This window comes from Pseudomonas sp. MDT2-39-1 (assembly GCF_054898085.1).
Map to the genome: position 1 here is coordinate 883,939 of NZ_CM142716.1, position 26,532 is coordinate 910,470.

At 59.9% G+C, this 26,532-nt stretch carries 20 protein-coding genes, 4 tRNA genes and 4 pseudogenes; 3 read left to right on the forward strand and 25 right to left on the reverse strand.

Features of this window, described 5'->3' with window-relative positions:
* Positions 1 to 33: 33 nt before the first annotated feature.
* Positions 34 to 399 carry an SPOR domain-containing protein gene (locus ACYZTM_RS04505; RefSeq protein WP_131059555.1) on the reverse strand — a complete coding sequence of 122 codons (366 nt, stop codon included), beginning with the start codon at positions 397 to 399 and terminating at the stop codon, positions 34 to 36.
* Between the two features lie 250 nt (positions 400 to 649).
* Between ACYZTM_RS04505 and csrA the strand changes: the two genes are divergently transcribed.
* Positions 650 to 844: a carbon storage regulator CsrA gene (csrA, locus tag ACYZTM_RS04510; protein ID WP_007938114.1), complete on the forward strand. Its 195-nt coding sequence runs from the start codon at positions 650 to 652 to the stop codon at positions 842 to 844.
* Between the two features lie 194 nt (positions 845 to 1,038).
* On the opposite strand, the gene ACYZTM_RS04515 is transcribed toward csrA, so the two are convergent.
* The 3 genes from ACYZTM_RS04515 to istA all read right to left on the reverse strand — a co-directional run bounded on the left by ACYZTM_RS04515 (position 1,039) and on the right by istA (position 4,436).
* Positions 1,039 to 1,494, reverse strand: a complete 456-nt coding sequence (locus ACYZTM_RS04515) for a DUF2214 family protein (RefSeq protein ID WP_461987303.1) — start codon at positions 1,492 to 1,494, stop codon at positions 1,039 to 1,041.
* Between the two features lie 651 nt (positions 1,495 to 2,145).
* Positions 2,146 to 2,901, reverse strand: coding sequence for an IS21-like element ISPsy14 family helper ATPase IstB (gene istB / locus ACYZTM_RS04520; RefSeq protein WP_461984078.1), 756 nt, complete (start codon positions 2,899 to 2,901; stop codon positions 2,146 to 2,148).
* Positions 2,902 to 2,921: 20 nt separating this feature from the next.
* Positions 2,922 to 4,436, reverse strand: coding sequence for an IS21 family transposase (gene istA / locus ACYZTM_RS04525; RefSeq protein WP_461984080.1), 1,515 nt, complete (start codon positions 4,434 to 4,436; stop codon positions 2,922 to 2,924).
* A 219-nt stretch (positions 4,437 to 4,655) separates the two neighbouring features.
* Between istA and ACYZTM_RS04530 the strand changes: the two are divergent.
* A pseudogene (locus ACYZTM_RS04530) lies at positions 4,656 to 5,097 on the forward strand (carbonic anhydrase).
* Between the two features lie 72 nt (positions 5,098 to 5,169).
* On the opposite strand, the gene ACYZTM_RS04535 reads toward ACYZTM_RS04530, so the two are convergent.
* The 3 genes from ACYZTM_RS04535 to ACYZTM_RS04545 all read right to left on the reverse strand — a co-directional run bounded on the left by ACYZTM_RS04535 (position 5,170) and on the right by ACYZTM_RS04545 (position 6,384).
* Positions 5,170 to 5,364 (reverse strand): hypothetical protein, encoded by a 195-nt coding sequence (locus ACYZTM_RS04535; RefSeq protein WP_131059553.1) that lies wholly within the window; start codon positions 5,362 to 5,364, stop codon positions 5,170 to 5,172.
* Positions 5,365 to 5,990: 626 nt separating this feature from the next.
* Complete coding sequence (locus ACYZTM_RS04540; protein WP_461987305.1) at positions 5,991 to 6,167, reverse strand: hypothetical protein; 177 nt, start codon at positions 6,165 to 6,167, stop codon at positions 5,991 to 5,993.
* 140 nt (positions 6,168 to 6,307) lie between these two features.
* Positions 6,308 to 6,384, reverse strand: a tRNA-Val gene (locus ACYZTM_RS04545).
* A gap of 183 nt (positions 6,385 to 6,567) precedes the next feature.
* On the opposite strand from ACYZTM_RS04545, the gene ACYZTM_RS04550 reads away from it, so the two are divergent.
* A complete protein-coding gene (locus tag ACYZTM_RS04550) occupies positions 6,568 to 7,851 on the forward strand; it encodes an NAD(P)/FAD-dependent oxidoreductase (RefSeq protein ID WP_461987307.1) in 1,284 nt (427 codons plus the stop codon).
* 142 nt (positions 7,852 to 7,993) lie between these two features.
* Here the strand turns inward: ACYZTM_RS04550 and ACYZTM_RS04555 are convergent.
* The 18 genes and pseudogenes from ACYZTM_RS04555 to ACYZTM_RS04640 all read right to left on the reverse strand — a co-directional run bounded on the left by ACYZTM_RS04555 (position 7,994) and on the right by ACYZTM_RS04640 (position 26,451).
* Positions 7,994 to 8,964: pseudogene (locus ACYZTM_RS04555) on the reverse strand (XdhC family protein).
* 1 nt (position 8,965) lies between these two features.
* Positions 8,966 to 9,574: pseudogene (locus tag ACYZTM_RS04560) on the reverse strand (c-type cytochrome); the annotation flags it as partial.
* A 222-nt stretch (positions 9,575 to 9,796) separates the two neighbouring features.
* Positions 9,797 to 12,218: pseudogene (locus tag ACYZTM_RS04565) on the reverse strand (TonB-dependent siderophore receptor).
* 67 nt (positions 12,219 to 12,285) lie between these two features.
* Complete coding sequence (locus tag ACYZTM_RS04570; RefSeq protein ID WP_461987309.1) at positions 12,286 to 13,236, reverse strand: FecR domain-containing protein; 951 nt, start codon at positions 13,234 to 13,236, stop codon at positions 12,286 to 12,288.
* Positions 13,233 to 13,742 (reverse strand): sigma-70 family RNA polymerase sigma factor, encoded by a 510-nt coding sequence (locus tag ACYZTM_RS04575; RefSeq protein WP_461987311.1) that lies wholly within the window; start codon positions 13,740 to 13,742, stop codon positions 13,233 to 13,235. The genes ACYZTM_RS04570 and ACYZTM_RS04575 overlap by 4 nt, the downstream gene beginning before the upstream one ends.
* A 248-nt stretch (positions 13,743 to 13,990) precedes the next feature.
* Positions 13,991 to 14,067 (reverse strand) — tRNA-Asp (locus ACYZTM_RS04580).
* Between the two features lie 105 nt (positions 14,068 to 14,172).
* Positions 14,173 to 14,249, reverse strand: a tRNA-Asp gene (locus tag ACYZTM_RS04585).
* A 55-nt stretch (positions 14,250 to 14,304) separates the two neighbouring features.
* A tRNA-Val gene (locus tag ACYZTM_RS04590) sits at positions 14,305 to 14,380 on the reverse strand.
* 193 nt (positions 14,381 to 14,573) lie between these two features.
* Positions 14,574 to 15,350 carry an SDR family oxidoreductase gene (locus ACYZTM_RS04595; RefSeq protein WP_131059548.1) on the reverse strand — a complete coding sequence of 259 codons (777 nt, stop codon included), beginning with the start codon at positions 15,348 to 15,350 and terminating at the stop codon, positions 14,574 to 14,576.
* Positions 15,347 to 16,558 (reverse strand): O-succinylhomoserine sulfhydrylase, encoded by a 1,212-nt coding sequence (locus ACYZTM_RS04600; RefSeq protein ID WP_461987314.1) that lies wholly within the window; start codon positions 16,556 to 16,558, stop codon positions 15,347 to 15,349. Before ACYZTM_RS04600 ends, ACYZTM_RS04595 begins: the two co-directional genes overlap by 4 nt.
* A 132-nt stretch (positions 16,559 to 16,690) precedes the next feature.
* On the reverse strand, positions 16,691 to 18,196 hold the full coding sequence (gene purF / locus ACYZTM_RS04605) for an amidophosphoribosyltransferase (RefSeq protein ID WP_131059546.1): 1,506 nt from the start codon (positions 18,194 to 18,196) through the stop codon (positions 16,691 to 16,693).
* Positions 18,197 to 18,237: 41 nt separating this feature from the next.
* Positions 18,238 to 18,798 carry a CvpA family protein gene (locus tag ACYZTM_RS04610; RefSeq protein WP_109633196.1) on the reverse strand — a complete coding sequence of 187 codons (561 nt, stop codon included), beginning with the start codon at positions 18,796 to 18,798 and terminating at the stop codon, positions 18,238 to 18,240.
* A gap of 98 nt (positions 18,799 to 18,896) precedes the next feature.
* Positions 18,897 to 19,562, reverse strand: a complete 666-nt coding sequence (locus tag ACYZTM_RS04615; RefSeq protein WP_131059545.1) for an SPOR domain-containing protein — start codon at positions 19,560 to 19,562, stop codon at positions 18,897 to 18,899.
* Positions 19,546 to 20,853, reverse strand: a complete 1,308-nt coding sequence (folC, locus tag ACYZTM_RS04620; protein WP_461987316.1) for a bifunctional tetrahydrofolate synthase/dihydrofolate synthase — start codon at positions 20,851 to 20,853, stop codon at positions 19,546 to 19,548. The genes ACYZTM_RS04615 and folC overlap by 17 nt, the downstream gene beginning before the upstream one ends.
* Complete coding sequence (gene accD, locus ACYZTM_RS04625) at positions 20,850 to 21,770, reverse strand: acetyl-CoA carboxylase, carboxyltransferase subunit beta (RefSeq protein WP_461987318.1); 921 nt, start codon at positions 21,768 to 21,770, stop codon at positions 20,850 to 20,852. The genes folC and accD overlap by 4 nt, the downstream gene beginning before the upstream one ends.
* Before the next feature lie 213 nt (positions 21,771 to 21,983).
* Positions 21,984 to 22,607 (reverse strand): phosphoribosylanthranilate isomerase, encoded by a 624-nt coding sequence (locus ACYZTM_RS04630; RefSeq protein WP_461987320.1) that lies wholly within the window; start codon positions 22,605 to 22,607, stop codon positions 21,984 to 21,986.
* A 63-nt stretch (positions 22,608 to 22,670) separates the two neighbouring features.
* Positions 22,671 to 23,525 (reverse strand): tRNA pseudouridine(38-40) synthase TruA, encoded by an 855-nt coding sequence (truA, locus tag ACYZTM_RS04635; RefSeq protein ID WP_461987322.1) that lies wholly within the window; start codon positions 23,523 to 23,525, stop codon positions 22,671 to 22,673.
* 280 nt (positions 23,526 to 23,805) lie between these two features.
* Positions 23,806 to 26,451 carry a FimV/HubP family polar landmark protein gene (locus ACYZTM_RS04640; protein WP_461987325.1) on the reverse strand — a complete coding sequence of 882 codons (2,646 nt, stop codon included), beginning with the start codon at positions 26,449 to 26,451 and terminating at the stop codon, positions 23,806 to 23,808.
* Positions 26,452 to 26,532 lie beyond the last annotated feature (81 nt).

A 26,532-nucleotide genomic window follows, 5' to 3' on the forward strand; every position in this document is an offset into this window, starting at 1 on the left:
CGCTTCGACAGAAGGCTTGCGTGAAAAGGGCTGTTACTGGGCTACCGGACGCTCAAGCACCAGCAATTCGATGTTCTGTTTCTTGGCCCGGACAAGCGCTGCAGCTACCTGGGCCTGTTTGGCTTCGGCCTCGGCTTTCGAATTGAATGGCCCTACCAGAATCCGGGTCATGCCGTTTTCCTTGACGACGCTGGGCACAAAGCTGTGTTCGATCAGCCAGCCGCTCAGGTCGCTGACAGCCTGGGTCGTTTCGCCTCGCACTTCGAGATCCCATTGCGGCCCGATGGCTGCCGCCGGTGCGGAAACAACTGCCGGCTTAGGCTTTTGAGCGTCAACGCCCTTACCTTGATCGCACCCAACCAACGCCAGTACTGCGATTACCAAGACCATTTTGCGCACAACGTGTCCCTCTGAATGCTGAAAGCGGCGATTTTAACATTCATGAATACTTTCCGAGTGCCGCAAAATGGGCTCAAAACAACGAGAATGATGGTTGCGGCCTCTGTATAGTTACGCCTTGGGAATTAATGCAGCATCTGCGCGTCAGAAAGAGGCACCCAAACCGTGAGACTTCGCACTAATCTATACATACCACCGACCTCTGCACTGTTCGAATCAGGTGCCCTACAAAGCAATCAAGGAGAAGACCATGCTGATACTCACCCGCAAAGTCGGTGAAAGCATAAATATCGGTGACGACATTACGATCACCATTCTGGGCGTGAGCGGCCAGCAAGTCCGGATCGGCATCAACGCGCCGAAAGACGTCGCAGTCCATCGCGAAGAAATCTACCAACGCATTCAGGCTGGCCTGACCGCTCCAGACAAGCCACAAACTCCCTGAATCCTGTTGCAGTCAGTAGCCAGCCCGTTCAACCCCGGACAACGGCTGGCTAAAGATTCAAGCGCTGTATCGCCATCCGTTGATTCGTTCGCCCATTCCTGTTGAAAACGTGAAGCCGATATTAACGGCACGCCCCCTGCCCTGACTGTCAGACGTTTCGGATTAATCCCGAGGAAGAGTGTGATCAGACTCGGCTAACCAAACGTCACGCCGCGCGCCATGCCCGTGGCAGCCACAACCATCAGTAACACCAGCAACCCTTCGACATGACTGATCCGTGCAAACAGCTTCGCGCGCCCGGTATTGATCGCCTCGCCACGGCTCAGTGCGATCCGCCATTTGATCAGCGTGATCATTGGCGCAACTTCAAGCAGCAGGATCAGAACGAAGAGCGTCATCTTGAGATGGAACAATGGCTGGTGGAGGTAGTAATCAGTACCTTTTTCGTACCCACCAAAAGCACGCATCACACCGGTGACCAGGAGTATGACGGCAGAGATGCCCCACAGGTTATCGGCCATCAACACCCGGCGAGCCTCCCCCGCGCCGGCAGCCAGGCGGCTAAATGCCGTCCCCCGCGTCAGAACAGCCCAGAACCCCAAGGCAAAAGCCAGCAGATGAATTGCCGCAAGCGACCAATGAACCAGCATCGATAGACTCCCATCAGACTGAGTTTGAGTTTGGCCAGTCAGTAGTAGTCCAAAAAACCGGAGTTCGCCCAAGTGGCGTTTCGCGCTTTTCCCATAGAAGCAACACGGCATATGGCCGTTTTTTCAGAGTAAGGGAACATAGATGAAGCTGTCCTTTTGATGCTCGAGCGAACCAGGACAAATTTCAGGCAAAAAAAATCCCAAGCAGCTGATGGAAGCTTGGGACTTAAAAATGCATAAACCGTGGTGGTGAACGCGGAGCGATAATAGCCTAACAACCCACTTGTAACAATATATTTTCGATCACTGTCTGGTTAAAAAATATCGTAACCCATTAAATATCCACACTATTTTTATGGTTCCTAGACGAAATCTAGCTAAGCCAGGGCATCAAGCGCCAAACCAGCAAACGTGGAAACAGCGTCCGAAACATAACGCTACAGCCGTCAAGACTTCATCACACCAGTGCTGAAGGGTTCCTTGAGCACTCGCTTTTGACAGCAATTCCCTCCCTGTTACCTGAGTGCGGATTCCACGACACTTGGACACTCAGCCCACGATCATTTGGACACTCGTTCCACGCTCACTTGGACACCTGATCCACGTCCACTTGGGCAGGCAGTCGGAGCGCAGCGACGCAGGCTTGCATTGTTAGTCTGAAGTCTCTGTCGCCGTCAATTTCGTTGCGCGTCTGCGCATCGATTCGCCCTTCAGTTCGATCCGATAAGCGTTGTGCACCAGCCGGTCGAGGATCGCATCGCCCAAGGTCGGATCGCCGATCAGTGCGTGCCATTTGTCCACTGGCATCTGGCTGGTCACTAGCGTCGAGCGGTTGCCGTAGCGGTCGTCCAGCAGTTCAAGCATGTCGCGCCGTTGCGCAGCGGTAAACGGCGCCAGGCCCCAGTCGTCCAGGATCAGCAAGTCGGTCTTGGCATAACCCGCCATCAGTTTCGCGAAGCGGCCGTCGCCGTGGGCCAGGCCTAGTTCTTCCATCAAGCGCGGCAAGCGCAGATAACGCACGCTGTAACCGTCGCGGCAGGCCTTATGAGCCAGCGCGCAGGCGAGCCAGGTTTTGCCTACGCCAGTTGGGCCGCCGATGATCAGGTTCAGGCCGTCGCGCAGCCACTGGCCGCTGCCCAGTTGCAGGATCAAGGCCTTGTCCAAGCCACGCGGACTGCGATAGTCGATGTCTTCCAGGCAGGCGTTATGGCGCAGTCGTGCGGCCTTGAGGCGAGTAGTCAGGCGGGCGTCTTCGCGCTCGGTCAGCTCGCGGTCGACCATCAGACCGAAGCGTTCGTCGAAGCTGAGATCGTTGATGTCAGGCGTTGCGTGTTGTTCGCCAAGCGCCTTGATCATGCCGTGCAGGCGCAGGGTTTGCAGCTTGTCGAGTGTCGGGTTGGGCAGCATTTTGGTGCTCCTTTTTCAGGTCAGTGGTAGTAGCCAGGGCCGCGCAGGTTGATGTGTTCTTCAGGCAGTAACGGCAGGTTTTGCTGGGCCAGCGGCAGCCGTTCCAGCCCTTGGCGCAGGATCGATTCAAGGCTTTTGTAGCTGCACGCGCCCAGTGCCAGCGCTCGCTGGCAAGCGGCTTCCAGCCGCTCTTCGCCGTGCTGTTTGCTCAGGCGCAGGATGCCCAGGCAGGCGCGGAAGCCGTGCTGCGGATGGATCCGGCGTTCGAGGATGTAGGCGATGACGCCGGCCGTATTCGGGCCTGTCTGCTCTGCCCAGTGGATCAGTCGCTGGGGCGTCCATTCGGCGTGTTCGCGGTGACTTTTGGGCATGTGCTCAGTTTGGGTGGTGTGGCGGCCTTTATGTGCTGAGCGCAGATGGCTGGCCACGCGCTGGTTGGCGTGGAAGCACTCGACGGTTTGCGCAGTCAGCCGCACTTCGAGTTGGTGCTTCACCAGCTGATACGGCACCGAGTAGTAATGGCCGTCGACCTCGACGTGGTAGTCGATGTGTACCCGCACCTTTTTCCATTCGGCGTAGACATAAGGATGCGCTGGCAGCGATTGCAGTGCGGGTTGGTCGATGGTCTCGAAGGCCGAGCGGCGTGAGCCGGGCAGCTTCTTGAAGGGCTTCTGATTGAGGCGATCCAGCAGCAGCGCGATGGCTGTGTTGAGTTCGCCCAGCGAGAAGAACTGGCGGTTGCGCAGCACCGCCAGGATCCAGCGCTCGACCACCTGGACGCCGACTTCAACCTTGGCTTTGTCCCGAGGTTTGCGAGATCTGGCAGGCAACACGGCCACGCCGTAATGCTCGGCGAGGTCGCGGTAACTGGGGTTGATGTCGGGCTCGTAACGATGCGCTTTGGTAACGCCGCTGCGCAGATTGTCCGGTACCAGGATCTGCGATGTACCGCCGAGAAAGGCGAAGCAGCGCACGTGCGAGCCCAGCCAGTCGGGCAGTTTCTGCGACCAGGTGGCCTCGGCGAAGGTGTAGCTGGACGCGCCGAGGACGGCGACGAAGATCTGCGTTTGGCGGATCTCGCCGGTTCGCCGATCAATGACCGGCACGGTCTGGCCGGCGTAATCAACGAACAGCTTCTCGCCGGCACGGTGTTCCTGGCGCATGACCACGTCGACCTTGGCGGCCCAGAGGCGGTAGTGCTCGCAGAACCAGCTGTACTGGAAACCTTGCGGGTGGCTGAGCCGATACTCTTGCCAAAGCAGGGCCAGGGTGACGCCGGGGCGACGTAACTCGGCATGGACATGAGCCCAGTCCGGTATCGGACGTTGATCACTGGGCACCGTCGGCGCTGGCGGGAATAGACGTCGCTCCAGTTCGGCGTCCGACAACTGCGTGGGCCAAGTCAGCCCGCAAGCGTTGAAGCGGTGCAGGTAATTGCCGGCACTGCCGCTGCTAATGCGCAGGCTGGTAGCAATTTTGCGCACGGACAGGCCGGCGTCGAACTTTAGGCGTAGTACCTCTCGGATTTTACGCATGGATATACGCTCCACGACGACCTCTTCGCTTCGAGAAAAGAGGTCGATGGTAGTGAATAATCCTGCGTTGCTGCCTGCCTGAGCTTGGGTCGGATCAGTGAGAGATCACTGTCCAAGTGCTCGTGGAATGAGTGTCCAAGTCAGCGTGGAATCGCTGTCCAAGTGTTCGTGGACTGGGTGTCCAAGTGCGCATGGAATCCCCAACCTGAGTACACAGCCATGTGTAAATCGTGTGATTCAAACCCGATTAAAGCCGAAAATGATCGCCGCAAGTTCCTTCGATTAGCCGGACTCGGAGAAGGCGCTCAGTTATTGGCTGGCGCCCTGCCCAACCAGGTCCCCAAGGCTGCGGAGAAACCGCACCTAAACCGCAAAACTCAATCAATCCTGACCAGGCCCTGCAAAGGCTAATGGAGGGAAATGAACGGTATGTTTACGGCACCTCCAAGACAAATGACTTCAAGGCCGAACGATATCGAGACAGAGCTCAAGGAACACGGAAATCTTCCCACCGACGCCGTCGCGCAAGATGTCAAAGACTCGGTCAAGCGCCTAAAAAAATGATTCGCCACTGCTGACTGATGCCCTCAGTAAAGGCACGTTGAAGATAGTGGGCGGCATCTATCGCCTGGCGAGCGGCAAAGTAGACCTGATCGCTTGATTCATAACGCGTACATCGACCGTCATTGAGATGGCCGGATGTGAAGAGCCCAGCGCGATGGCTGGGCTCTGGTTATTTCCGGTTTTCCATCATCTTGTCGGCAAGAGCCTTGGCCCTTTCAACCAGCAGGTTCTGCCTGTCTTCGTGAGTAGCCCCTCCTACAACCGGTGCCGTCAGATTGCTTTCCGCAATCAACGCAGCGCAGAAGTATTGATCCCAAACAGCCCTGTCTTCAGATGCCTGTTTGTTCATTTGGTCGGCGATCATATGCGGCTCCTTTTGATGAGCTAGCACCGCCAGTTTACGCCTGAATTGCAGGTTTCCACGTCGCTGAAAACACCTTGCGGACCGCCGTAAGTTTTGCTGGCAGGAACAGGCGACAGAAGCCAAGGATCAATGAGAGAGCAGGCGCACACGATTGATCAATCTTACTTCTTGAACCAGCAATCCGCTCGCTTCCCCGGGTTAGCCACGATTTCATCGCATTTAGCCGAGTACTTATTTATTAGATTCGACCATTTCGCGGCGTCACCATTGACCTCTTCAAGCATTGATCTGATCGCTTTTTCCGTTTTGGCTCGAGTCACGTTCTCATCCGTGATTTCTTTTGAAAAGGCTAAAGCACTGACCGCTGCCTGCTTCTTCTGCTCAGCCAGTTATGGTTGCGCCCTAACAGCCCTTGCCGAGACCAAATAGAACCCGGCGCAGTCAGTATGCTCATCCGAAAAACTATTTATTGCTGGATCGGTCTCGAACGCAGATGCCGAGTCCAGTGGAAACAACAACACAAAAAGAATGTATCGACCCACAGCGGAGCGTCCTTTCAACGGCTTGAGATGTGTGGGCTTTGTATCACACCAATAAGAACACGGACCTCGGTGAAGCCGAGAAGCTCACTTATTGCTCTGCATCCAGCCGATCAACATAAAAGCGAGTCCTGGAATAAGTAGCCCGGGCGCCATGTAACTGAGCGTCGATTCGTTCAAAAGCCCAGTCAGACCAAAGCTGAATCCGCAGATTGTCAGCGGTATGCCGGTTAGAAACATTGCATTTCGAAACGCCTTATCCATAGCAACATCTCCTGAAGAATTCCGCTTACTAAACCATATCGCCTGCCGGTGAGCGGCGGGAATTGCTAAACACCAGACAACAAAAAAGGGCCCACCTTTCGGTGAGCCCTTCTAGACCGCCCAGCAGAGCGGATTTTGTTTGGTAGGCGCGATTGGACTCGAACCAACGACCCCCACCATGTCAAGGTGGTGCTCTAACCAACTGAGCTACGTGCCTGCTGTGAGGCGGCATTCTACGGAATTCCGGAGGGGTGTCAACACCTTTTTTCGAGCTAACCCTATGAATATGCAAAATATTTAATTTCGCGGTGGCAAAGAAGATTTTCCGGTGGCTGGCGGTCGATTTTTAACTCGGGTAGGATCGATGCACTCGTAAAATATATTAAACAGAGGCAGCCGGATGGCGAACACCCCCTACCCCGAGTCCTACTACGCCGCGTCGGCCAATGCAGTTCCGCCGCGTCCGGCCTTGCAGGATGACGTAGAGACTGATGTCTGTGTGATCGGTGCCGGCTACACCGGCCTGTCCTCTGCCCTGTTTCTGCTGGAGAACGGTTTTAAGGTCACGGTGCTGGAAGCCGCCAAGGTGGGTTTCGGCGCGTCGGGTCGTAACGGCGGCCAGATCGTTAACAGTTATAGCCGTGACATTGATGTGATCGAGCGCAGCGTCGGCCCCAAGCAAGCTCAGTTGCTGGGGCAAATGGCGTTTGAGGGCGGGCGGATCATTCGTGAGCGGGTCGCCAAATATAATATCCAGTGCGACTTGAAGGACGGTGGCGTGTTTGCTGCTATTACCGCCAAGCAGATGGGGCATCTGGAATCGCAGAAACGTCTGTGGGAACGTTTTGGTCATACGCAGCTGGAGTTGCTGGATCAAAAGCGCATTCGTGAAGTGGTGGCCTGCGATCAATACATCGGCGGCATGCTCGACATGAGCGGCGGGCACATTCATCCGCTGAACCTGGCGTTGGGTGAAGCGGCGGCGGTCGAGTCGCTGGGCGGCACGATTTATGAGCAGTCGCCGGCGGTACGCATCGAGCGCGGTGCCAATCCAGTGGTGCATACGCCACAGGGCAAGGTCAGGGCCAAGTTCATTATCGTTGCCGGCAATGCTTATCTCGGCAATCTGGTGCCTGAGCTGGCGGCCAAGTCGATGCCCTGCGGAACTCAGGTCATCACCACGGAGCCTTTGGGCGACGAATTGGCCAAGCGCCTGCTGCCGCAGGATTACTGCGTCGAGGACTGCAATTACCTGCTCGATTACTACCGACTGACCGGCGACAAGCGCCTGGTCTTCGGTGGCGGCGTGGTCTATGGAGCGCGGGATCCGGCGAACATCGAAGCGATCATCCGGCCGAAGATGCTCAAGGCGTTCCCTGAGCTCAAGGACGTGAAGATTGACTACGCCTGGACCGGCAATTTCCTGCTGACTCTGTCGCGCCTTCCTCAGGTCGGACGCATCGGCGACAACATTTACTATTCCCAGGGTTGCAGCGGCCACGGTGTGACGTACACACACTTGGCAGGCAAGGTGCTGGCCGAAGCGTTGCGTGGCCAGGCTGAGCGTTTCGACGCGTTTGCCGATCTACCGCACTACCCGTTCCCCGGCGGACAATTGCTGCGTACGCCGTTTGCAGCGTTGGGTGCGTGGTATTACGGATTGCGAGACAAGTTCGGGTACTAACCGACACAGCAACGATTTTGTGGGAGCGAGCCTGCTTGCGATGAGGCCGTCACATTCAACATCAATGCTGCCTGTCAGTCCGCTATCGCGAGCAGGCTCGCTCCCTCAGGGGAAATGGTTCCTCCCACAGGGAAAATGGTGCTTAAAGCCGATCCCGCGCGATGCCGCTACGGATTCGCAGGATGTCGGCAAGAACGGCCAGGGCGATTTCTGCCGGGGTTTTACTCCCTAGGCTCAGCCCGATTGGTGCATGAATCCACGCCAACTCCGCGCCTCCCAGACCGCCAATCCTGCGTTACCGCTCGAAGCGCTTTTGCGAGGCCTGCATGGAGCCCATCAGCCGATGTAAAACGCCTCGGTGCGCACGGCTTCCATCATCGCCAGATCGTCGATGCGCGGGTCGTGAGCCAAGGCCACCACCGCGGTGTCGCTGTGGCAGCCGCCGTCAGCGATGAACACTGACGGCAATTGACGACGAATCTCGACGTTTTCTAGCACGACGCCTTCCAGCACTTCGTCCCGTGGATCACAAAGAATCACCTCGAAACCCAGGCCAACCGCCAACTCCGCACACGCCAGAGCGACGCTGGAATACCCCGCCAACAGCAAACGCTGAGCCGCGCCAATCCGCACACGCACCCGGTCAATCTCACGTTCGATGCGCACGCCCTGCTCGCGATCGACAAACAGACTGCGCGCACCGCTGGCCAGATCGACCTCGCGGATCAGCAGACGCTGGCCCAACAACGCCGACTCCAGTTCCCGCAGATGAGCCTGAACCTCGCACTCGGACTCAAGCTTCTCCACCAGCACATCGAGCACGCCGCCACAGGGCAAACTCACGCGCGAGCGCGGATCATCGCCTTCGCCATAACGAATGACGCTGACCGCATCAAAAAACGCCCCCTCAGCGACGCGCTCAAGAAAGTCTTCCTCGACGCAGCCGCCGGGCAGTGAGCCGATCCATTGTCCGTCGGTGTTCACCGCCAGCAACGAGCCTGGCGCACGCGGTGCCGAGCCATAAGTGGCGAGCACCGTGCACAGCCAGATGCGGCGGCCAGCCATCGACCATTCAAGCGCCCGTCGCACGACTTGCAGATCGAGATGCTGCATGTCAGTGCGCCTTGTGCTCGAGCGGCGGTGCATCGGCTCGCAACGTCTGCACGTCCTTCACCGCGAGATCACCCGACCGACCACCCCACCCCTGACGCAGGTAGTTCACCAGATCGGTGAGTTGCTCGTGGCTGAGTTTTTCGGCGAACCCCGGCATCGGCTGCATGTTTTCGAACCCGGCGAACTTCTGCTCGCCGATACCTTCGTCGATCACCCGCACCAGATTGCGCGGATCTTCCAGGCGCAGCGTAGTGTTGCCGCGCATGGCCACGGCGAAGTGCGGTTTGCCTTCGCCACCGACCGCGTGGCAACCGGCGCAGACGTTCAGGTAGTCCTGACGACCGCGCTGGGCGCTGGTACTGAGTTTGTCCAACGGCACGTCCGTCTGCACCTTCGCCGCCGGCGGTTGATCGCCGAGCAGGAAGGTCGCCATCGCCGCCAGGTCCGGGTCATTGAGGCCTTGGGTGCTGTTGTGGAACACCGGGAACATCTCGTTGAACATCGTGCCCTGGGCGCTCATGCCGTGTTTGAGGAACGAGCTCAGGTCCTGATGATTCCAGCCGCGAGCGGCCAGGTCATTGGCCAGCAGACTCGGCGCCAGGTACCCATGCGATCTACTTGCAAGGCTGAACCGATAGACGCTTGCGTCCGCTTGTAGCAGCTGTCGAGCCCCAGCGAGGCTGCGTTCGACTGTGTAGCAGTCGTAGAACGACCACCACGGTCTTTCAGGAAGATCGGGGTGGCAGGTATTACGACTGCTTCGCAGTCGAACGCAGCCTCGCTGGGGCTCGACAGCTGCTACAGGCGTAGGCAGCCTCGCAGTGGAATCGACTCAGAAATCGACGGTCGCTGAAAGCAAGTAGGTGCGTGGCGTCGAAAGCGTCAAACCAGGCTCGCTGTCATCCGAGGCCCCGGCCGAGCTCCAGTAGCGCTTGTCCGCCACGTTCTCGATATTGGCGCGCAAGGTGATGTTCTTTTCCTCGACCTTGAACGCGTAGCGTGCGCCCACGTCGAAACGCTCCCAGGAGTCGATTTCCTTGTTGTTGGATTGGTCCAGGTACTGCGAGCTGGAATAGATGCCTCGGCTGGTGAGGGTCAGGCCCTCTACGGTCGGCACGTCCCACTCGGCGCCCAGGTTGACGTTGTATTTCGGCGTGGCCGGCGCCCGGTTGCCGTCGAAGGCGCCATTGGCGGTGTTGGTCAACTCGCTGTCGATGTACATGACACCGCCGAGCAGGCGGAAACCATCGAGCGGCTCACCGAACACACTCAGTTCCACTCCTGTGTTCTCACGCTTGCCGTTCGGGCCGAAGACGCGCGTCGTGGCGTTGGTTTCGTAGGCCGGCTGCTTGATCCGGAACACTGCGGCGGTCACGGCAAATGCGCCCGCGTCGTACTTGGCGCCGACCTCGACCTGGCGGCTGATGAACGGCGGGAAGATTTCGTCCTCGTTTACCGAAGTCGACGGCGCGATCTTGCCCTGGCTCAGGCCTTCCATGTAGTTGGCGTACAGCGACAGCTTATCGGTAGCCTTGAACAGGATGCCACCCGACGGCGAAACCTTTTCCTCATCGTAGGCGGTGTCGCCTTTCACATTGCCCGACCAGTCATCAACCTTCACCCGCTGCCAGCGGGCGCCGAGGGTCAGCAGCAGCCGATCATCAAAAAAGCCCAGGGTGTCGGACAACGCCACGCCGCTGAAGCGGTTCTCGGTATAGACCTTCGCATCCTGTCGCGTGGGCCTGAGCGGCGTGGGGGTTTCCACCGGGTTGTAGAGGTTGCTGGGGGCCGCCGCGTAACGCGCGCCGCCATTTTCGAAGTCCATGTAGAAATAGCTGGCGGCCAGGTTGACCTCATGGCTCACCGGGCCGGTGGAACCAGTTGCGCACCCCTGCCGTGGCCGTCCGGACATTTTCGTCGCGGGTGAAATCACGTGGCTGAACACTGAAATCACCCGCGTTGTTGGTGACCGCAACGGCATGCCGGAGAAAGTCATGGTTGCTTTTGCGCGCGCCCACACCGCCGTACAGCATGACGGAATCGTTGACATCGAATTCGCCGTTCACCGCGCCGAACGTGTCGTTGGTGCTCGCCTTGCTCCACGGCTGCGCATAGTTGTGGCGCACATCGCTGGCACGCGGAACCTGCGCGCTGGCGTTGACCTGCACGCGTTCCTGCGGGGCGTCGGTGTCACGCTCGGTGCGCCCGATGTCCGTCGAAAGCCGCAAGCGTTCACCGCGAAAATCCAGGCCGAGCACGGCCATCTCGCGGTCGACATTCTGCTGATCCCATTCGGTGTCGCCGGACTGTTTGACGCCGTTGAAACGAATGCCGAACTTGTTGTCTTCACCAAAGCGCCGGCCGGCATCCACGGCACCGCCAACCTGACTGTCGGACGCGTAGCTGCCGGTGAACGAAGTGATGGGCTTGTCGGTTGCGCGCTTGGGCACCACGTTGATCCCGCCACCCACGCTACCCCTCGGCGAGATGCCGTTGATCAGCTGGCTTGGCCCCTTGAGGACGTCGACGCGGTCGGCCATTTCCATGTCGATCGTGTAGGTCGGCAGGACGCCGTAGAGACCGTTATAGGCAACATCACTGTTGAACAGACTGAGCCCGCGAATGGTGAACTGCTCGTAACGCCCACCCGCCGGGTTGGTGGCGCGAACCGAGGGATCGTTGGCGATCAGGTCGCCCAAGGTACGAGCCTGCTGGTTTTTGACCACCTCGCTGGTGTAGGTGGTCATGCTGAAAGGCGTTTCCATAAAGTCTTTCGAACCCAGCAAGCCTTGCGAACCACGGCGCGCCACCTGGCCGCCGGCATACGGATCGCCGTCCACCGGGTCGATGGCACCGAGAATCGAGGTGGCACCCAGTTGCAGGCCGCTGCCTTCTGGCACTGGAGTCAGAATATATGCCTGTTCGCCCACCGACTGCAGTTGCAGACCGGAACCCTGCAACAACCGGACAAAGCCCTCCTCCACTGCAAATTCGCCGGACAGGCCGGGGCTGTTACGACCACTCACCAGCGCCGGGTCCACCGACAGATTGACCCCGGCCAGCCCAGCGAAACGGGTCAGCGCTGCGCTGAGGCTGCCGGCCGGCACCTGATAACTGCGTCGAGGCGCGTCTTCGGCCCAACCGGCGGTGATGAACAACGGACAGGCACTGAGGCTCAGCAACAGACTCAAGTGCATTAACGGGCGCAGGCGGGATGAAGCCAAACGCGGACTGGACGGGAACACTGCGGGCATTGAAGAAGCTCTCTTAGTTCGTTCACTTGCCTTGAATGACAAGCGAGGCGAAAAAAGGGGACACCCTTCAAACACTATTTTTGCGCGGCAGCAGCGTGACCCAATATCGCGTACGCGAATGCACCTCCAACGGCAGGCTGGCCGCCAGCAGCGCCAGAATTCGATCGGTGTCTTCCAGGCGAAAACTGCCGGTGACGCGTAGGGAATCCAGTTCTGGCTCCCAGCGCAACACACCCGGGCGATAGGTGCTGAGTTCGCGCAAAAAGTCCCCCAGGGGCTGGTTCTGCGCCATCAGCACACCGTCGCGCCAGCCTGGAGCAAGGACGTCGAATGGCTCCACAGCGCCGGCACCCGTAGCCTGAAGGCTGGCTTGCTGGCCTGCGCGCAACGAAAAGACCGATCCATGCAAAGGCTGCAACTGCACCGTGCCGTTAAGCACCGACACCTTGCACCCCGTCTGCCACTGACGAACGCATACTTCACTTTGACTGACGACCACCTGGCCGAAGTGCGTCTGGATCGTTAGCGGCGAGGTGCCAGGGACTTTCAGGGCAATTTCGCCCTCAACAAGCTTGAGTAGACGGTTGCTCAGATCAATATCGACGGCGCTCGCGGTGTTCAATTGCAGCGAGCTTCCGTCGGCCAACTGGACTTTCTTGCCCTCCCCGGTCGCTGTCCGCAGGTCGGCACTCCAGGCATCCAAAGGCAACTGCCGACTGATCAGCCAGGCGGCCGGCACCAACGCCACCGCGCCGACGGCGCGCTTGAGCACCGCGCGTCGGCTCGGCTGCGGTCGATCCAGACTGGCCATCGCCAGTGCTGACGGCAGGTCGGTGAAGCGCTGGCGCAAGAGTTGCGCTTTCTGCCATGCCTGTTCGTGGCTGGAATGGCTGTCGCGCCAGCTCTGCAATTCGGCTCGGTCTCGCTCATTGGCGGTGCCCGATTCCATGAGCGCCAGCCACTGCGCGGCAGCCCGTATGACTTGACGGGCGTCGGCCGAAGGGGCGGAACCGCTCACAGCGCCACCAGCAGGCAATGCTCGTAGGCTTGGGCCATGTAGCGCTTGATCGTGCGCTCCGAGACTTGCAGGCGCTCGGCAATTTCTTGATAACCCAAGCCCTCCAGTTGACTCCAGAGAAACGCCCGTCGTACCGCGGTCGGCAATCCATCGAGCAATTCGTCGAGGGCTTGCAAGGTTTCCAGAAGGATCCAGCGCTGCTCAGGGGATGACACGCAGTCTTCTGGCAGCAGCGCCAGCGCATTGAGGTAAGCCTGCTCCAGGCTGCGGCGCTTGTAGAAGTTGGTCAGCAGCCGTTTGCCCACGGTCGCCAGGTAGGCGCGGGGTTCTTGCAGGTCAGCAATACGCTGGGAGCTGGCGAGCAAGCGCACGAATGTGTCCTGGCTCAGGTCCGCCGCATCGTGACCATTGCTCATGCGTCGTCTCAACCAGCTTTCGAGCCAGCCGCGATGGTCGCGGTACACATCGTGGAAAGTTTGCTCCTCCGGCATCGCTGCATCACTCATTTCAAGAAGCCCTGTGCCAGGAGTTATCGTAAATGAGAGTGATTCTAATTAATGTCGGACATATGAAGGAAGCCCTTTATGCATCGGCTGAGCAGAAAGGTTGGATTGACAAGGAATGAAGGGAGGAAAAGCCAAATCGCAGACACAAAAAACCCCGGTCTTTCGACCAGGGTCTTTGCTATCGACTCGAAGACTGCCAGTGGCTTTCTTCGTAGCTCCAAGGCGTTCAGTGGGCCTTGAGGCAGATATGGCGCAGCGGACGGGACTCGAACCCGCGACCCCCGGCGTGACAGGCCGGTATTCTAACCGACTGAACTACCGCTGCGTATCGCTTTGGACTTGCGTCCAAGTAACTCGTCTGATTGAAAGCTCTGAGACTTTTCAGTCTCTCTTTCAATCTCGAATCAGGGCAAGCCTGACGCGGAAAATATGGCGCAGCGGACGGGACTCGAACCCGCGACCCCCGGCGTGACAGGCCGGTATTCTAACCGACTGAACTACCGCTGCGCGTCGGTGGAGGCTTTTAAAAGCTTCCATCTTGCTTTCGCAAGACTCTCGGATTTGGTGGGTGATGACGGGATCGAACCGCCGACATTCTGCTTGTAAGGCAGACGCTCTCCCAGCTGAGCTAATCACCCGTTTGCATCTCCGAGGCCGCGAAATTTACGCAGGTAGCGAACCTAAGTCAATAGCAGGATTGAAGTTTTTCTGAAAAAGACAGAATCGTGTCATTCCACACCAGGGCCGCAAACCGTCAGACCGCTTCGCGAGCAGGCTCGCGATGAGGACGGCACACCCAACATCAATGCTGAAGACAGCACCTCTGCCCCATCACTCGCTGTAAATCATCTTCTTGGTCATGCCGCCATCGACCACAAACTCCTGACCCGTGACGAAACCGGCGTTCTTCGACAGCAGCCAAGCGACCATTGCCGCAACGTCTTCGACGGTCCCTACCCTGCCCGCCGGATGCTGGGCATGGTCGGCCTCTGTCAGGGGCTCAGCACGCCGTGCCACCGGGTCTCGCGCATCGATCCAGCCGGGGCTGACCGCGTTGACGCGAATTTCCGGCCCAAGGCTGATGGCCAACGCGTGAGTCAGGGCCAACAGACCGCCCTTGCTCGCCGCGTAAGCCTCTGAGTCCGGCTCGGACTGCGCAGCGCGGGTCGAGGCCAGATTGACGATCGCACCGCTGTGAGCGCGCAGATACGGCGCACAGTGCTTGGCCAACAGCATCGGGCCGCTTAGATTGACCGCCAGCACCCGATTCCAGTAAGCCAGATCGAGACTTTCCAGAGTAATGTTGTGCGGGTCGGCAATCGCCGCGTTACACACCAACGCATCCAGACGCCCGAACTGCCCCAACACCTCGGCGACGCCCAACGCCACTTGCCCCTCGTTCGAGACGTCCATGGCGATGAACCAGGCGTTTTCGCCCAGCACCTTCGTCACTTTCGAACCGCGCTCTCGATCAAGGTCGGTCAGCACCACTTGCCAGCCTTCGCTGATCAGCCAGGCCGCGATCCCCAGCCCGATGCCGCGTGCGGCACCGGTGACCAGTGCAACGCGGCCATGGGTGCCGGTGCCCGGCGTCGACAACTCGATCACAAGGCAGCCAACCCGCGCGCCAGATCGGCTTTCAGGTCAGCCACATCTTCCAGACCGACCGCGATGCGGATCAGGCTGTCACGAATGCCCGCCGCTTCACGTTCTTGCGGCGCCAGACGGCCGTGGGAGGTGGTGCTCGGGTGCGTAATGGTGGTTTTGCTGTCACCGAGGTTGGCGGTGATCGAAATCAAACGGGTCGCATCGATAAAGCGCCAGGCGCCCTCTTTGCCTCCCTTGACCTCAAAACTCACGACCGCACCGAAGCCCTTCTGCTGGCGCAGAGCCAGTTCGTGCTGCGGATGGCTCTTGAGGCCGGCGTAATGGACTTTCTCGATGCCGTCCTGCTGCTCCAGCCACTCGGCCAGTTGCTGGGCGTTGGCGCAATGCGCCTTCATGCGCAGGCCCAAGGTTTCCAGGCCCTTCAGGAAGATCCAGGCGTTGAACGGGCTCAGGGTCGGCCCGGCAGTGCGCAGGAAACCGACGACTTCTTTCATCTGCTCGCTACGACCGGCCACAACACCGCCCATGCAACGGCCCTGGCCGTCGATGAACTTGGTCGCCGAGTGCACGACGATGTCCGCGCCCATCTTCAGCGGCTGCTGCAACGCAGGGGTGCAGAAGCAGTTGTCCACCACCAGCATCGCGCCTTTGGCGTGAGCGATTTTCGCCAGCTCGGCGATATCCACCAGTTCGGCCAGGGGATTGGACGGCGACTCGACGAACAGCAATTTGGTGTTGGCCTTGATCGCCGCGTCCCAACCGGACAAGTCCGCCAGAGGCACGTAATCGACTTCAATGCCGAAGCGCTTGAAGTACTTCTCGAACAGGCTGATGGTCGAACCGAACACGCTGCGCGACACCAGTACGTGATCGCCGGCGCTGCACAGGCTCATCACCACCGCCATGATCGCTGCCATGCCGGTGGCCGTGGCCACCGCTTGCTCGGCGCTTTCCAGCGCAGCGATGCGCTCTTCGAACGCGCGCACGGTCGGGTTGGTGTAGCGCGAGTAAACGTTGCCCGGCACTTCGCCGGCAAAGCGCGCCGCGGCGTCGGCAGCGGTACGGAAGACGTAGCTGGAAGTGAAGAACATCGGATCACCGTGTTCGCCTTCCGGCGTGCGGTGCTGACCGGCGCGTACGGCCAGGGTATCGAACGCTACGCCTTCGAGGTCGCTGTCCAGCCGACCGGCATCCCAATCCTGACTCATGCTGTCACTCCTTGCCCTGCTCAGTAATAGATACAAAACCGGCCTGTAGGAGCATGGCTTGCCCGCGAAGGGGCCTTTGGGAACGCCAAAAGCTTCGCGGGCAAGCCTCGCTCCTACAGGCCGCTCGTTTACTCAGTTGTTATACAGATCAATGATTGCACTGACTGCCTGCGTCTTGACCTTGGAGGCATCGTTACGTGCCTGCTCGATCTTGTTCAGGTAAGCCTCGTCGACGTCGCCGGTCACGTACTGGCCATCGAACACCGCGCAATCGAACTTCTCGATCTTGATCTTGCCGCCACCGACCGCTTCGATCAAGTCAGGCAGGTCCTGATAGATCAACCAATCAGCGCCGATCAGGTCAGCAACGTCCTGAGTCGAACGGTTGTGAGCGATCAGCTCGTGGGCGCTTGGCATGTCGATGCCGTAGACGTTCGGGTAGCGAACGGCCGGGGCTGCGGAGCAGAAGTAGACGTTTTTCGCGCCGGCTTCACGGGCCATCTGGATGATCTGCTTGCACGTGGTGCCACGAACGATCGAGTCGTCCACCAGCATCACGTTCTTGCCGCGGAATTCCAGTTCGATGGCGTTGAGCTTCTGGCGTACGGATTTTTTCCGTGCAGCCTGGCCCGGCATGATGAAGGTCCGGCCGATGTAGCGGTTCTTCACGAAGCCTTCGCGGAACTTGACGCCCAGGTGGTTCGCCAGCTCCAGGGCCGCGGTACGGCTGGTGTCCGGAATCGGGATAACCACGTCGATGTCATGTTCTGGACGCTCGCGCAGGATCTTCTCGGCGAGTTTCTCCCCCATGCGCAGGCGGGCCTTGTAGACCGACACGCCATCGATGATCGAGTCCGGACGCGCCAGGTAGACGTGTTCGAAGATGCATGGGGTCAGGGACGGGTTGGTCGCGCACTGACGGGTGTGCAGCTTGCCGTCTTCAGTGATGTAGACCGCTTCGCCCGGTGCCAGGTCGCGAATCAGGGTGAAACCGAGCACGTCCAGGGAAACGCTTTCGGAGGCGATCATGTACTCGACGCCTTCGTCGGTGTGACGCTGGCCGAAGACAATCGGGCGGATGCCGTGCGGGTCGCGGAAACCGACGATGCCATAACCGGTGATCATCGCCACGACCGCGTAACCACCGACGCAACGGTTGTGCACGTCGGTGACGGCAGCGAACACGTCTTCTTCGGTCGGCTGCAATTTGCCGCGCTGGGCCAGCTCGTGCGCGAACACGTTGAGCAGCACTTCCGAATCGGAGTTGGTGTTGACGTGGCGCAGGTCAGATTCGTAAATCTCCTTGGCCAGCTGTTCAACGTTGGTCAGATTGCCGTTATGCGCCAAGGTGATGCCGTAAGGCGAGTTGACGTAAAACGGTTGAGCTTCGGCCGAGGTCGAGCTGCCCGCGGTCGGGTAACGCACATGGCCAATGCCCATGTGGCCGACCAGGCGCTGCATGTGACGCTGATGGAACACGTCACGCACCAGGCCATTGTCCTTGCGCAGGAATAACCGGCCATCATGGCTGGTCACGATACCGGCAGCGTCCTGGCCGCGGTGCTGGAGGACGGTTAGCGCGTCATACAGCGCCTGATTGACGTTCGACTTACCGACGATACCGACGATGCCACACATGCGACGCAACCCCTACTTAATGGATCTGAACTGAACACAACTCACTGAGGCGTTTTGGCCATCGGCAAGAGGTGCTCCTTGAACGGTATCTCAGCGGGTACGCTGATACCGCTGGCAAGCCACTGACTGCTCCACCCGAGGATCAGGTTTTTGGACCAGTCTGCGACCAATAGAAATTTTGGCACGAGCTGCGACTGTTGCCACCACCCGTCCTGCTGTACCGGCCCCAGGCTCAACAGCCCGACCGCCACGACCACCAGCAGCACGCCACGCGCGGCGCCGAAGGCCATGCCGAGGAATCGATCGGTCCCGGACAACCCGGTGACGCGAACCAACTCGCCGATAAGATAATTGATCATTGCGCCCACGATTAAAGTGGCGACAAACATGATGGCACAGCCCGTGATCACACGAGCCGATGGCGTTTCGATGTATCCGGCGAGGTACTCGGACAATGCACCACCGAACATCCAGGCGACGACTCCTGCGATGATCCAGGTCACCAGCGATAATGCTTCTTTGACGAAGCCGCGGCTCAGACTGATCAATGCGGAGATGGCGACGATTGCAACGATCGCCCAGTCAACCCAGGTAAATGGCACAGTGCAGCCTACAGACGGATAAGGCGGCGCATTTTAGCAGAGCCCATGGCTATCGGTAAGCTGCGATTGTCAGTGCATTTCAAATCGGGGCGATAGTTTTAACCGCGCTCAGGCTGGAAACGCACCACAAACCCCTTGAGGTTCTTCTGGCGGCCCAACAAGTCACGCAGACGATCGGCTTCGGCGCGCTCGATCAGCGGTCCGACAAACACCCGGTTCTTGCCATCTGCCGTACGGATGTAGGCGTTATAGCCCTGACTGCGCAGGTCTTTTTGCAGGCTTTCTGCACTTGCACGGCTCGACAGGCTGGCCAATTGCACCGACCAGCTGACCGACAGGCCATTGGCGTCGACGCGACTCTGAGTCGTGTCCGGCTTGCCCGGTGCAGCAGTGATTGGCTGAGGGGGCGCGGTTGCAGGCTTGGCAGCCATAGCAGGAGCAGGTGCTGGCGCGACCGGTTTGGCAACAGGCGCAGGCGCCACTGGTGCACTCGGTGCAATCGGCGCGGACGGTGCTTCTTGCTGAGCGATCTCATCATCGCTCGGCACCGGTTCTTGAGGCAGCGCTTGCGGCTCAGGCACCACCACCGGCTCGACCTGCACTTGCGGCATCGACGGTGCTTGCGGTGCAGTCGGGGCTTCGACCGTCACTTGACGCTGCTCATCCTGACGGGAAAACAGCATCGGCAGAAAAATAACCGCCAGCGCCACCAGAACCAGGGCGCCAACCATGCGCTGTTTGTATGCCTTATCCAGCAATGCCATTTGCCGCTTCCTCCGTGGAGCGCCGGGCCAGCCATTCAAGGGCCTCGGCGACACAATAAAATGATCCGAACAACAGAATCTCGTCGTCGCTCGTCGCCAGCGCACACTGCCCTTCCAGGGCGGCGACCACACTGTCATAGGACGTTACCGCGGCGCCAAGGTTCTGCAACGCCGCCTGCAAATCGGCAACCGGGCGCGCACGCGGTGAATCCAGCGGCGCGACAGCCCATTGCTGGACACTAGCATTCAATTCACTGACAACACCATCCAGATCCTTGTCCGCCAGCAATCCGAACACCGCCAGACGCTTGCCGACCGGCGGACGACTGGCCAGACGGCGCGCCAGATACTCGGCCGCATGCGGGTTATGCCCCACATCCAGCAACAGGCTCAGGCGCTTGCCCTGCCAGTCGAACTGACGGCGATCGAGACGACCGACCACCCGCGTCGCTTTCAGGGCCTCAATAATCTGTGCAGCCACCCACGGCAAACCGAGCAACAGGTAAGCCTGCAAAGCCAGTGCAGCGTTTTCCATCGGCAGGTCGAGCAACGGCAGATCGCGCAACTCGAGCACACGCCCTTGAGCGTCTACTCCGCGCCATTGCCAGTTTTGATCGGTGATACCGAGATCAAAATCGCGGCCACGCAAGAAAAACGGGCAATTGAGCTCGCGGGCTTTATCCAGCAGAGGTTGTGGAGGATTCAGGTCGCCGCAGAGCGCAGGCGCGCCCTGACGGAAGATGCCGGCCTTTTCAAAAGCCACGGACTCGCGGGTATCCCCCAGGTAATCGGCGTGATCGACACCGATGCTGGTGACCAGCGCCATGTCAGCATCGACCACGTTGACCGTATCCAGACGCCCACCGAGGCCGACTTCCAGCACCACGGCATCAAGCCCGGCCTGCTGGAACAGCCAGAACGCCGCCAGGGTTCCCATTTCGAAGTACGTCAGGGAAGTGTCGCCACGCCACGCCTCGACTGCAGCAAAGGCTTCGCACAGCTCGGCGTCAGTCGCTTCGACGCCGTTGACCTGCACCCGCTCGTTGTAACGCAACAGGTGCGGAGAATTGTAGACACCGACGTTCAGGCCCTGCGCCCGCAGCAGCGAAGCCACGAATGCGCAGGTAGAACCCTTGCCGTTGGTGCCGGTGACCGTGATCACCCGAGGCGCCGGCTTGCCCAGCCCCATGCGGGACGCTACCTGTTGCGAGCGCTCAAGGCCCATGTCGATGGCCGAAGGGTGCAACTGCTCAAGGTAGGCGAGCCACTCGCCAAGGGTACGTTCGGTCATAGGTTGGCAGGTACCGGTGGAACCGCGATCGGCTCGATGGGTGCGGCGACGAATTTCGGCGTCGGCAGGCCCATCATTTGTGCCAGCAGGTTGCCCAGGCGTGGACGCAGTTCCTGACGGTGAACGATCAAGTCGATCGCGCCGTGCTCCAGCAGGAACTCGCTGCGCTGGAAGCCTTCCGGCAGTTTTTCGCGCACGGTTTGCTCGATAACGCGCGGACCTGCAAAGCCGATCAGGGCTTTCGGCTCACCGACAATCACGTCGCCCAGCATTGCCAGACTGGCGGAAACACCACCGTAGACCGGGTCGGTCAGCACGGAGATGAACGGAATGCCTTCTTCACGCAGACGCGCCAGTACCGCAGAGGTCTTGGCCATTTGCATCAGGGAGATCAGGGCTTCCTGCATCCGCGCACCACCGGAGGCGGCGAAGCAGATCATCGGGCATTTGTTTTCCAGCGCGTGGTTGGCGGCGCGGACAAACCGCTCACCCACAATGGCGCCCATCGAACCGCCCATGAAGGAGAATTCAAACGCCGAAACCACCACCGGCATGCCCAGCAGGGTCCCGCTCATGGAGATCAGTGCGTCTTTTTCGCCGGTCGCCTTTTGCGCAGCGGTCAGGCGATCCTTGTACTTCTTGCCGTCGCGGAACTTCAGACGGTCAACCGGCTCCAGGTCCGCGCCCAATTCGGCACGGCCTTCGGCGTCGAGGAAGATGTCGATGCGGGCGCGGGCGCCGATACGCATGTGGTGGTTGCACTTGGGGCAAACGTCCAGGGTCTTTTCCAGCTCCGGACGGTACAGCACAGCCTCGCAAGACGGGCATTTGTGCCACAGACCTTCAGGCACCGAGCTCTTCTTGACCTCGGAACGCATGATCGAAGGGATCAGTTTGTCTACTAACCAGTTGCTCATGCTTTCTTTCTCCAGTACCGGCGGCCCGAACGCTCTGGTTCGCAGCCCCGCGTATGCCCTTGAGCTAAATTCATGTGTGTGTGTGGCGATGATCGGTGGATGGTCGGGTCGGTGGAGCGTGACCTGCGTACAACCCATCAATCCTCAGCCGTGCCTGCTTTGTGCAGCGCAGTGCATTTTGGGACGGCGGCAGTCTGCCAGCCGTCACATCAACTACGTGCTACTACGTACAGCCTTGATGAATGCCTGAATCTTTGCGTGATCCTTGATGCCTTTGCTCGCCTCTACCCCACCGCTGACGTCCACCGCGTAAGGCCGAACCCGGTCGATTGCCTGCGCCACGTTATCCGGAGTCAAGCCGCCAGCGAGGATGATCGGCTTGCTCAAGCCTTGCGGTATCAAAGACCAGTCGAACGCTTCACCGGTTCCGCCGGGTACGCCTTCAACGTAGGCATCGAGCAGCATACCGCTGGCACTAGGAAATGCATCGCATGCCGCCGCGATGTCGTCGCCGGCCTTGACCCGCAGCGCCTTGATATACGGGCGGTGCCAGCCTTCACAATCGGCCGCGGTTTCATCACCATGGAACTGCAACAGGTCCAGCGGCACGGCGTCGAGCAGTTCGCCCAACTCGCAGCGGCTGGCGTTGACGAACAACCCCACGGTGGTCACGAATGGCGGCAGCGCCTTGATAATCTCGCGCGCCTGCTGGACCGTCACCGCCCGCGGGCTTTTGGGGTAAAACACAAATCCGATGGCATCCGCCCCGGCCTCGACCGCCGCCAACGCATCTTCTATGCGGGTAATCCCACAAATCTTGCTGCGAACGGCTGACATGTCGATAAAACCTCAGGGCAAATCCGAGAAAGTCCCGGATGGTAACAAATGCGTTCGAGGGCGTCAGCCGTCAAGTTCAGAGAAGCCTGTGAGGAAGTGTGGGCCGATGTAACGCTCGGGCAATTCGAACTCGTCGCGATATTCGACCTGCACCAGATACAGACCGAACGGATGCGCCGTCACCCCGCCAGAACGACGGATCCGACTCTCCAGCACTTCCTTCATCCACTCCACCGGACGCTCGCCGGCCCCGATGGTCATCAATACACCGGCGATGTTGCGCACCATGTGGTGCAGGAAGGCGCTGGCGCGGATATCCAGCACGATCATCTTGCCGTGACGCGTGACACGCAGGTGATGCAGTTCCTTGATCGGCGACTTGGCCTGGCACTGACCGGCGCGGAACGCGCTGAAATCATGGGTGCCAACCAGATACTGGGCCGCCTCGGCCATGCGCTCGACGTCGAGCGGACGGTGGTTCCAGGTGATTTCTTCGTTCAGGTGCGCCGGGCGGATCTGATCGTTGTAGATCACGTAGCGATAGCGGCGGGCGATGGCCTTGAAACGCGCATGAAAATGCGCCGGCATGACCTTGGCCCAGCTGACACTGACGTCGTGGGGCAAGTTGATATTGGCGCCCATGACCCAGGCCTTCATCGAACGCTCGACCTGGGTATCGAAATGCACCACCTGGCCGCAGGCATGCACGCCAGCGTCCGTGCGCCCGGCGCAGAGCAGCGACACCGGTGAGTCGGCGACTTTGGACAAGGCCTTTTCGAGGGTTTCCTGCACGGTGAGCACGCCGGAGGCCTGGCGCTGCCAGCCGCGATAACGCGAGCCTTTGTATTCAACGCCCAGCGCGATCCGGAAAAAGCCGTCGGCCGCCAGTTCGACGGCCGGGTTATCTATATTTGCCAAGGAGTAACAGCCTGCTGATAAGCGCAAAGGCGGGCATTATAAGGCCGCGCCACCGGGATGCCAGTGCAACAGAAAACAGGATATCGAATGTCAGGCCCTCTTCGCGAGCAAGCCCGCTCCCACAAGGTATTCGCGCCCGGCTTAAATACTTTGGGCAACACGAACCAATGTGGGAGCGGGCTTGCTCGCGAAAGCGGTTGGACAGGCAACACCGCAGCTAAGCGAAAACAAAAACGGCAGCCTCACTGGGCTGCCGTTCTGTTTACTGCCTGCCGAACACTCAAGCCAGATGCGAAAGCATCTCCTTGGCTTCGCTCTTCTGGCCAGCATTACCCTCGGTCACCACCTCATTGAGGATGTCCCGAGCGCCGTCGTTGTCGCCCATGTCGATGTAGGCCTGGGCCAGATCGAGTTTGGTGGCGACTTCATCGGTGCCGGAGAGGAAGTCGAAATCCGGCTCGTCCGCCGCGGAAGCCATAGCGTCTTCTGCGGTAAAGGTCGGCTCACCCATGCTCTGGGACAGACGATCCAGCTCGGCGTTGACGTCTTCCAGCTCAGCGGCGAAGGCGTCCGGCTCGGCCGGGGTGGTGGTGGCGGTGTCCATTTCATCGGCCAGCGACAAGTCGAAATTGGCCGGCAACTCCAGGTCATCCTGCGGAACTTCAGGCTTCACAGGCTCGGTAGGCAAGTCCTTCACGCCTTCGTCGAGATCCAGCAGGAAGTCGTCCTCAGCGAGGATCGCCGGCGATGGGTCTCCCCCCAGATCCATGTCCAGGTCGAAGTCCGACAGGTCGTCGAGGTTTTCCTTGATTTCGGTCTGCTCCTTCAACACCGACTCAAAGCTCAGGTCGTCGTCCAGCGGGAATTCTTCAAGGTCAGCCGCCGATTCCGGCTCGGGTGCAACCACCGCCGGAGAAGCGGCTTCCAGATCGTCCAGGCTTAGATCGAAGGCGCTGTCAAAGTCGTCATCGGCGGGGGCTGGCGCTTCCGGCTCGTCCAGTAGCAGGTCTTTGACGTACTGCGCGTCCAGCTCGGCGGCGATGGCGGCAGCGGCGAGACCACCGGCAGCCGCGATAACCATCGCAGGGAAACGGGTTTTAAGCTGTTCGACCTGGGCGAAGTTGTCACCGTTGGCCACCAACTGACGCTCCTGAGCGACAAACGCATCGCGATCGCCCTGCTGACCGTAGACTTCCATCAGCTTCAGGCGCAGGTCGCTGCGTTGCGGCTCTTGCTTGATGCCGTCTTCGAGCAACGCCACTGCCTGGTTCAAACGACCGGCGGCAATGTGCGACTGAGCCTTGGTCAGTACATCGTCATCGCGGTCGGCTGCCGGCGATATCAGTGGTGCGGCAATCGGCGGCGTGACCACTACCGGAGCAATCACTGGAGCCGGAGCAGGCATCGGCGCTGGCGCAGGAGTCGGCGACGTAGCGAGTTTCACGCTCGGCGGCGGAACTTCCAGGCCTTCGAAGCTGCTTTCCGGCAGGTCCTGCTCGGCGGAGAACTCCTTCTCCTCTTCCAGGGCACGCGCCATGCGCAGGTGTTTCTCGGCTTCTTGCTGCGCTTTGCGGCGACGTGCCAGCAACAGCAGCAACAACAGCAGAACCACTGCACCGCCGCCCACCAGGCCCAGCAGCACCGGATTGGTCAGCAGCTCGTTGAATTTCTGGTCGTCGGAAGCGACTGGCGTCGGCTCGACAGGTGGCTCGGCGGGCGCTGGCACCGGAGCGGCTTCAGGTGCCGCCGCCTCTGGCGCAGGCGCTACCGGTGCAGGAGCCACTTCCGTCGGCGCCGCCGCAGGGTCGGCGGCCAACTCAGCAGACATTGCCGGAGCGGCCGCGGCTGCAACCGGCGCATCAGCAGCGCCTTCGGCCTGCAACTTGGCCAATTGATTGTTCTTCAGCTCGATCAGGCGTTGCAGCTTTTCCATCTGACTTTGCAGATCGGTCATGCGGCTTTTCAGTTCGGCATTGTCACGACGGGTCGTGTCGAGGCTTTCCTGGGTGACAGCCAGTTTGTTGCCCAAGGCTTTGGCATCGCCTGCAGCGCCTTTGCCACGGGCTTTGCCGGTTTCGGCAGAGACCAGGCTCAGATTGTCTTTCGCCGCTTGCGACGGGGCTGCGTCAGCGCGGCCACGCTTGGTGGCATCGAGTTGCTGCTGCCCGGTGCCGGGCTTAGCCACATAACGACGACCCTGTCGCCATGCGGTGTTCTGTGCAGCGACTTCAGCGATTGCCTTGGTTTGCGGCAGGCCGGTGCTCTGCGCCTGATCGGGCATGCGCAGCACCTGGCCGGTTTTCAGGCGGTTGATGTTGCCGTCGATAAAGGCATCGGGGTTCAGCGCCTGGATAGCCAGCATGGTTTGCTGAACCGACCCGCCATTACGCGCCTTCGCGGCGATTTCCCAAAGGGTATCGCGCGGCGTGGTGGTGTATTGGATTGGCTTGGTGGCGCCAGTGACCGGCGCAGTGATCGTTTGGGTCGGCGCAGGCTGCGCAGCCGCTTCAGCGGTCTGCGGGGAGAATTTGGACGGATCGAGCAGCACGCTGTAATCGCGCAGCAGTCGACCGTTGGGCCACATCACCTGAACCAGGAATTTCACCATGGGCTCGGACAGTGGCTTGCTGGACGTCACACGCAGGATGCTTTTTCCGCTGGCGTTGAGCACTGGCGTGAAGGTCAGGTCGTTGAGAAACGCCTGGCGATCGACGCCTGCCTTGGCGAAATCTTCGGGCGAAGCCAGGCTCGGCACCACTTCCGCGGCGGTGAGGTCCTTGACGTCGAGCAGCTCGATTTCCGCCACCAGAGGTTGGTTCAGCGTCGACTTCAGGGTCAATTCCCCAAGCCCGAGGGCATGCGCCATACCGGAGGACAGCGCCGAGGCGGCCGCTATTGCTAACACCAGTTTGCGAACTTGAACCATAGCCTCATCCTTTGTTTGAACATTCCTCGGCCAGCGAGAAGGTGTTGATAGCCGCTGCCGTAAGGCATTGCGCGCGGCGAC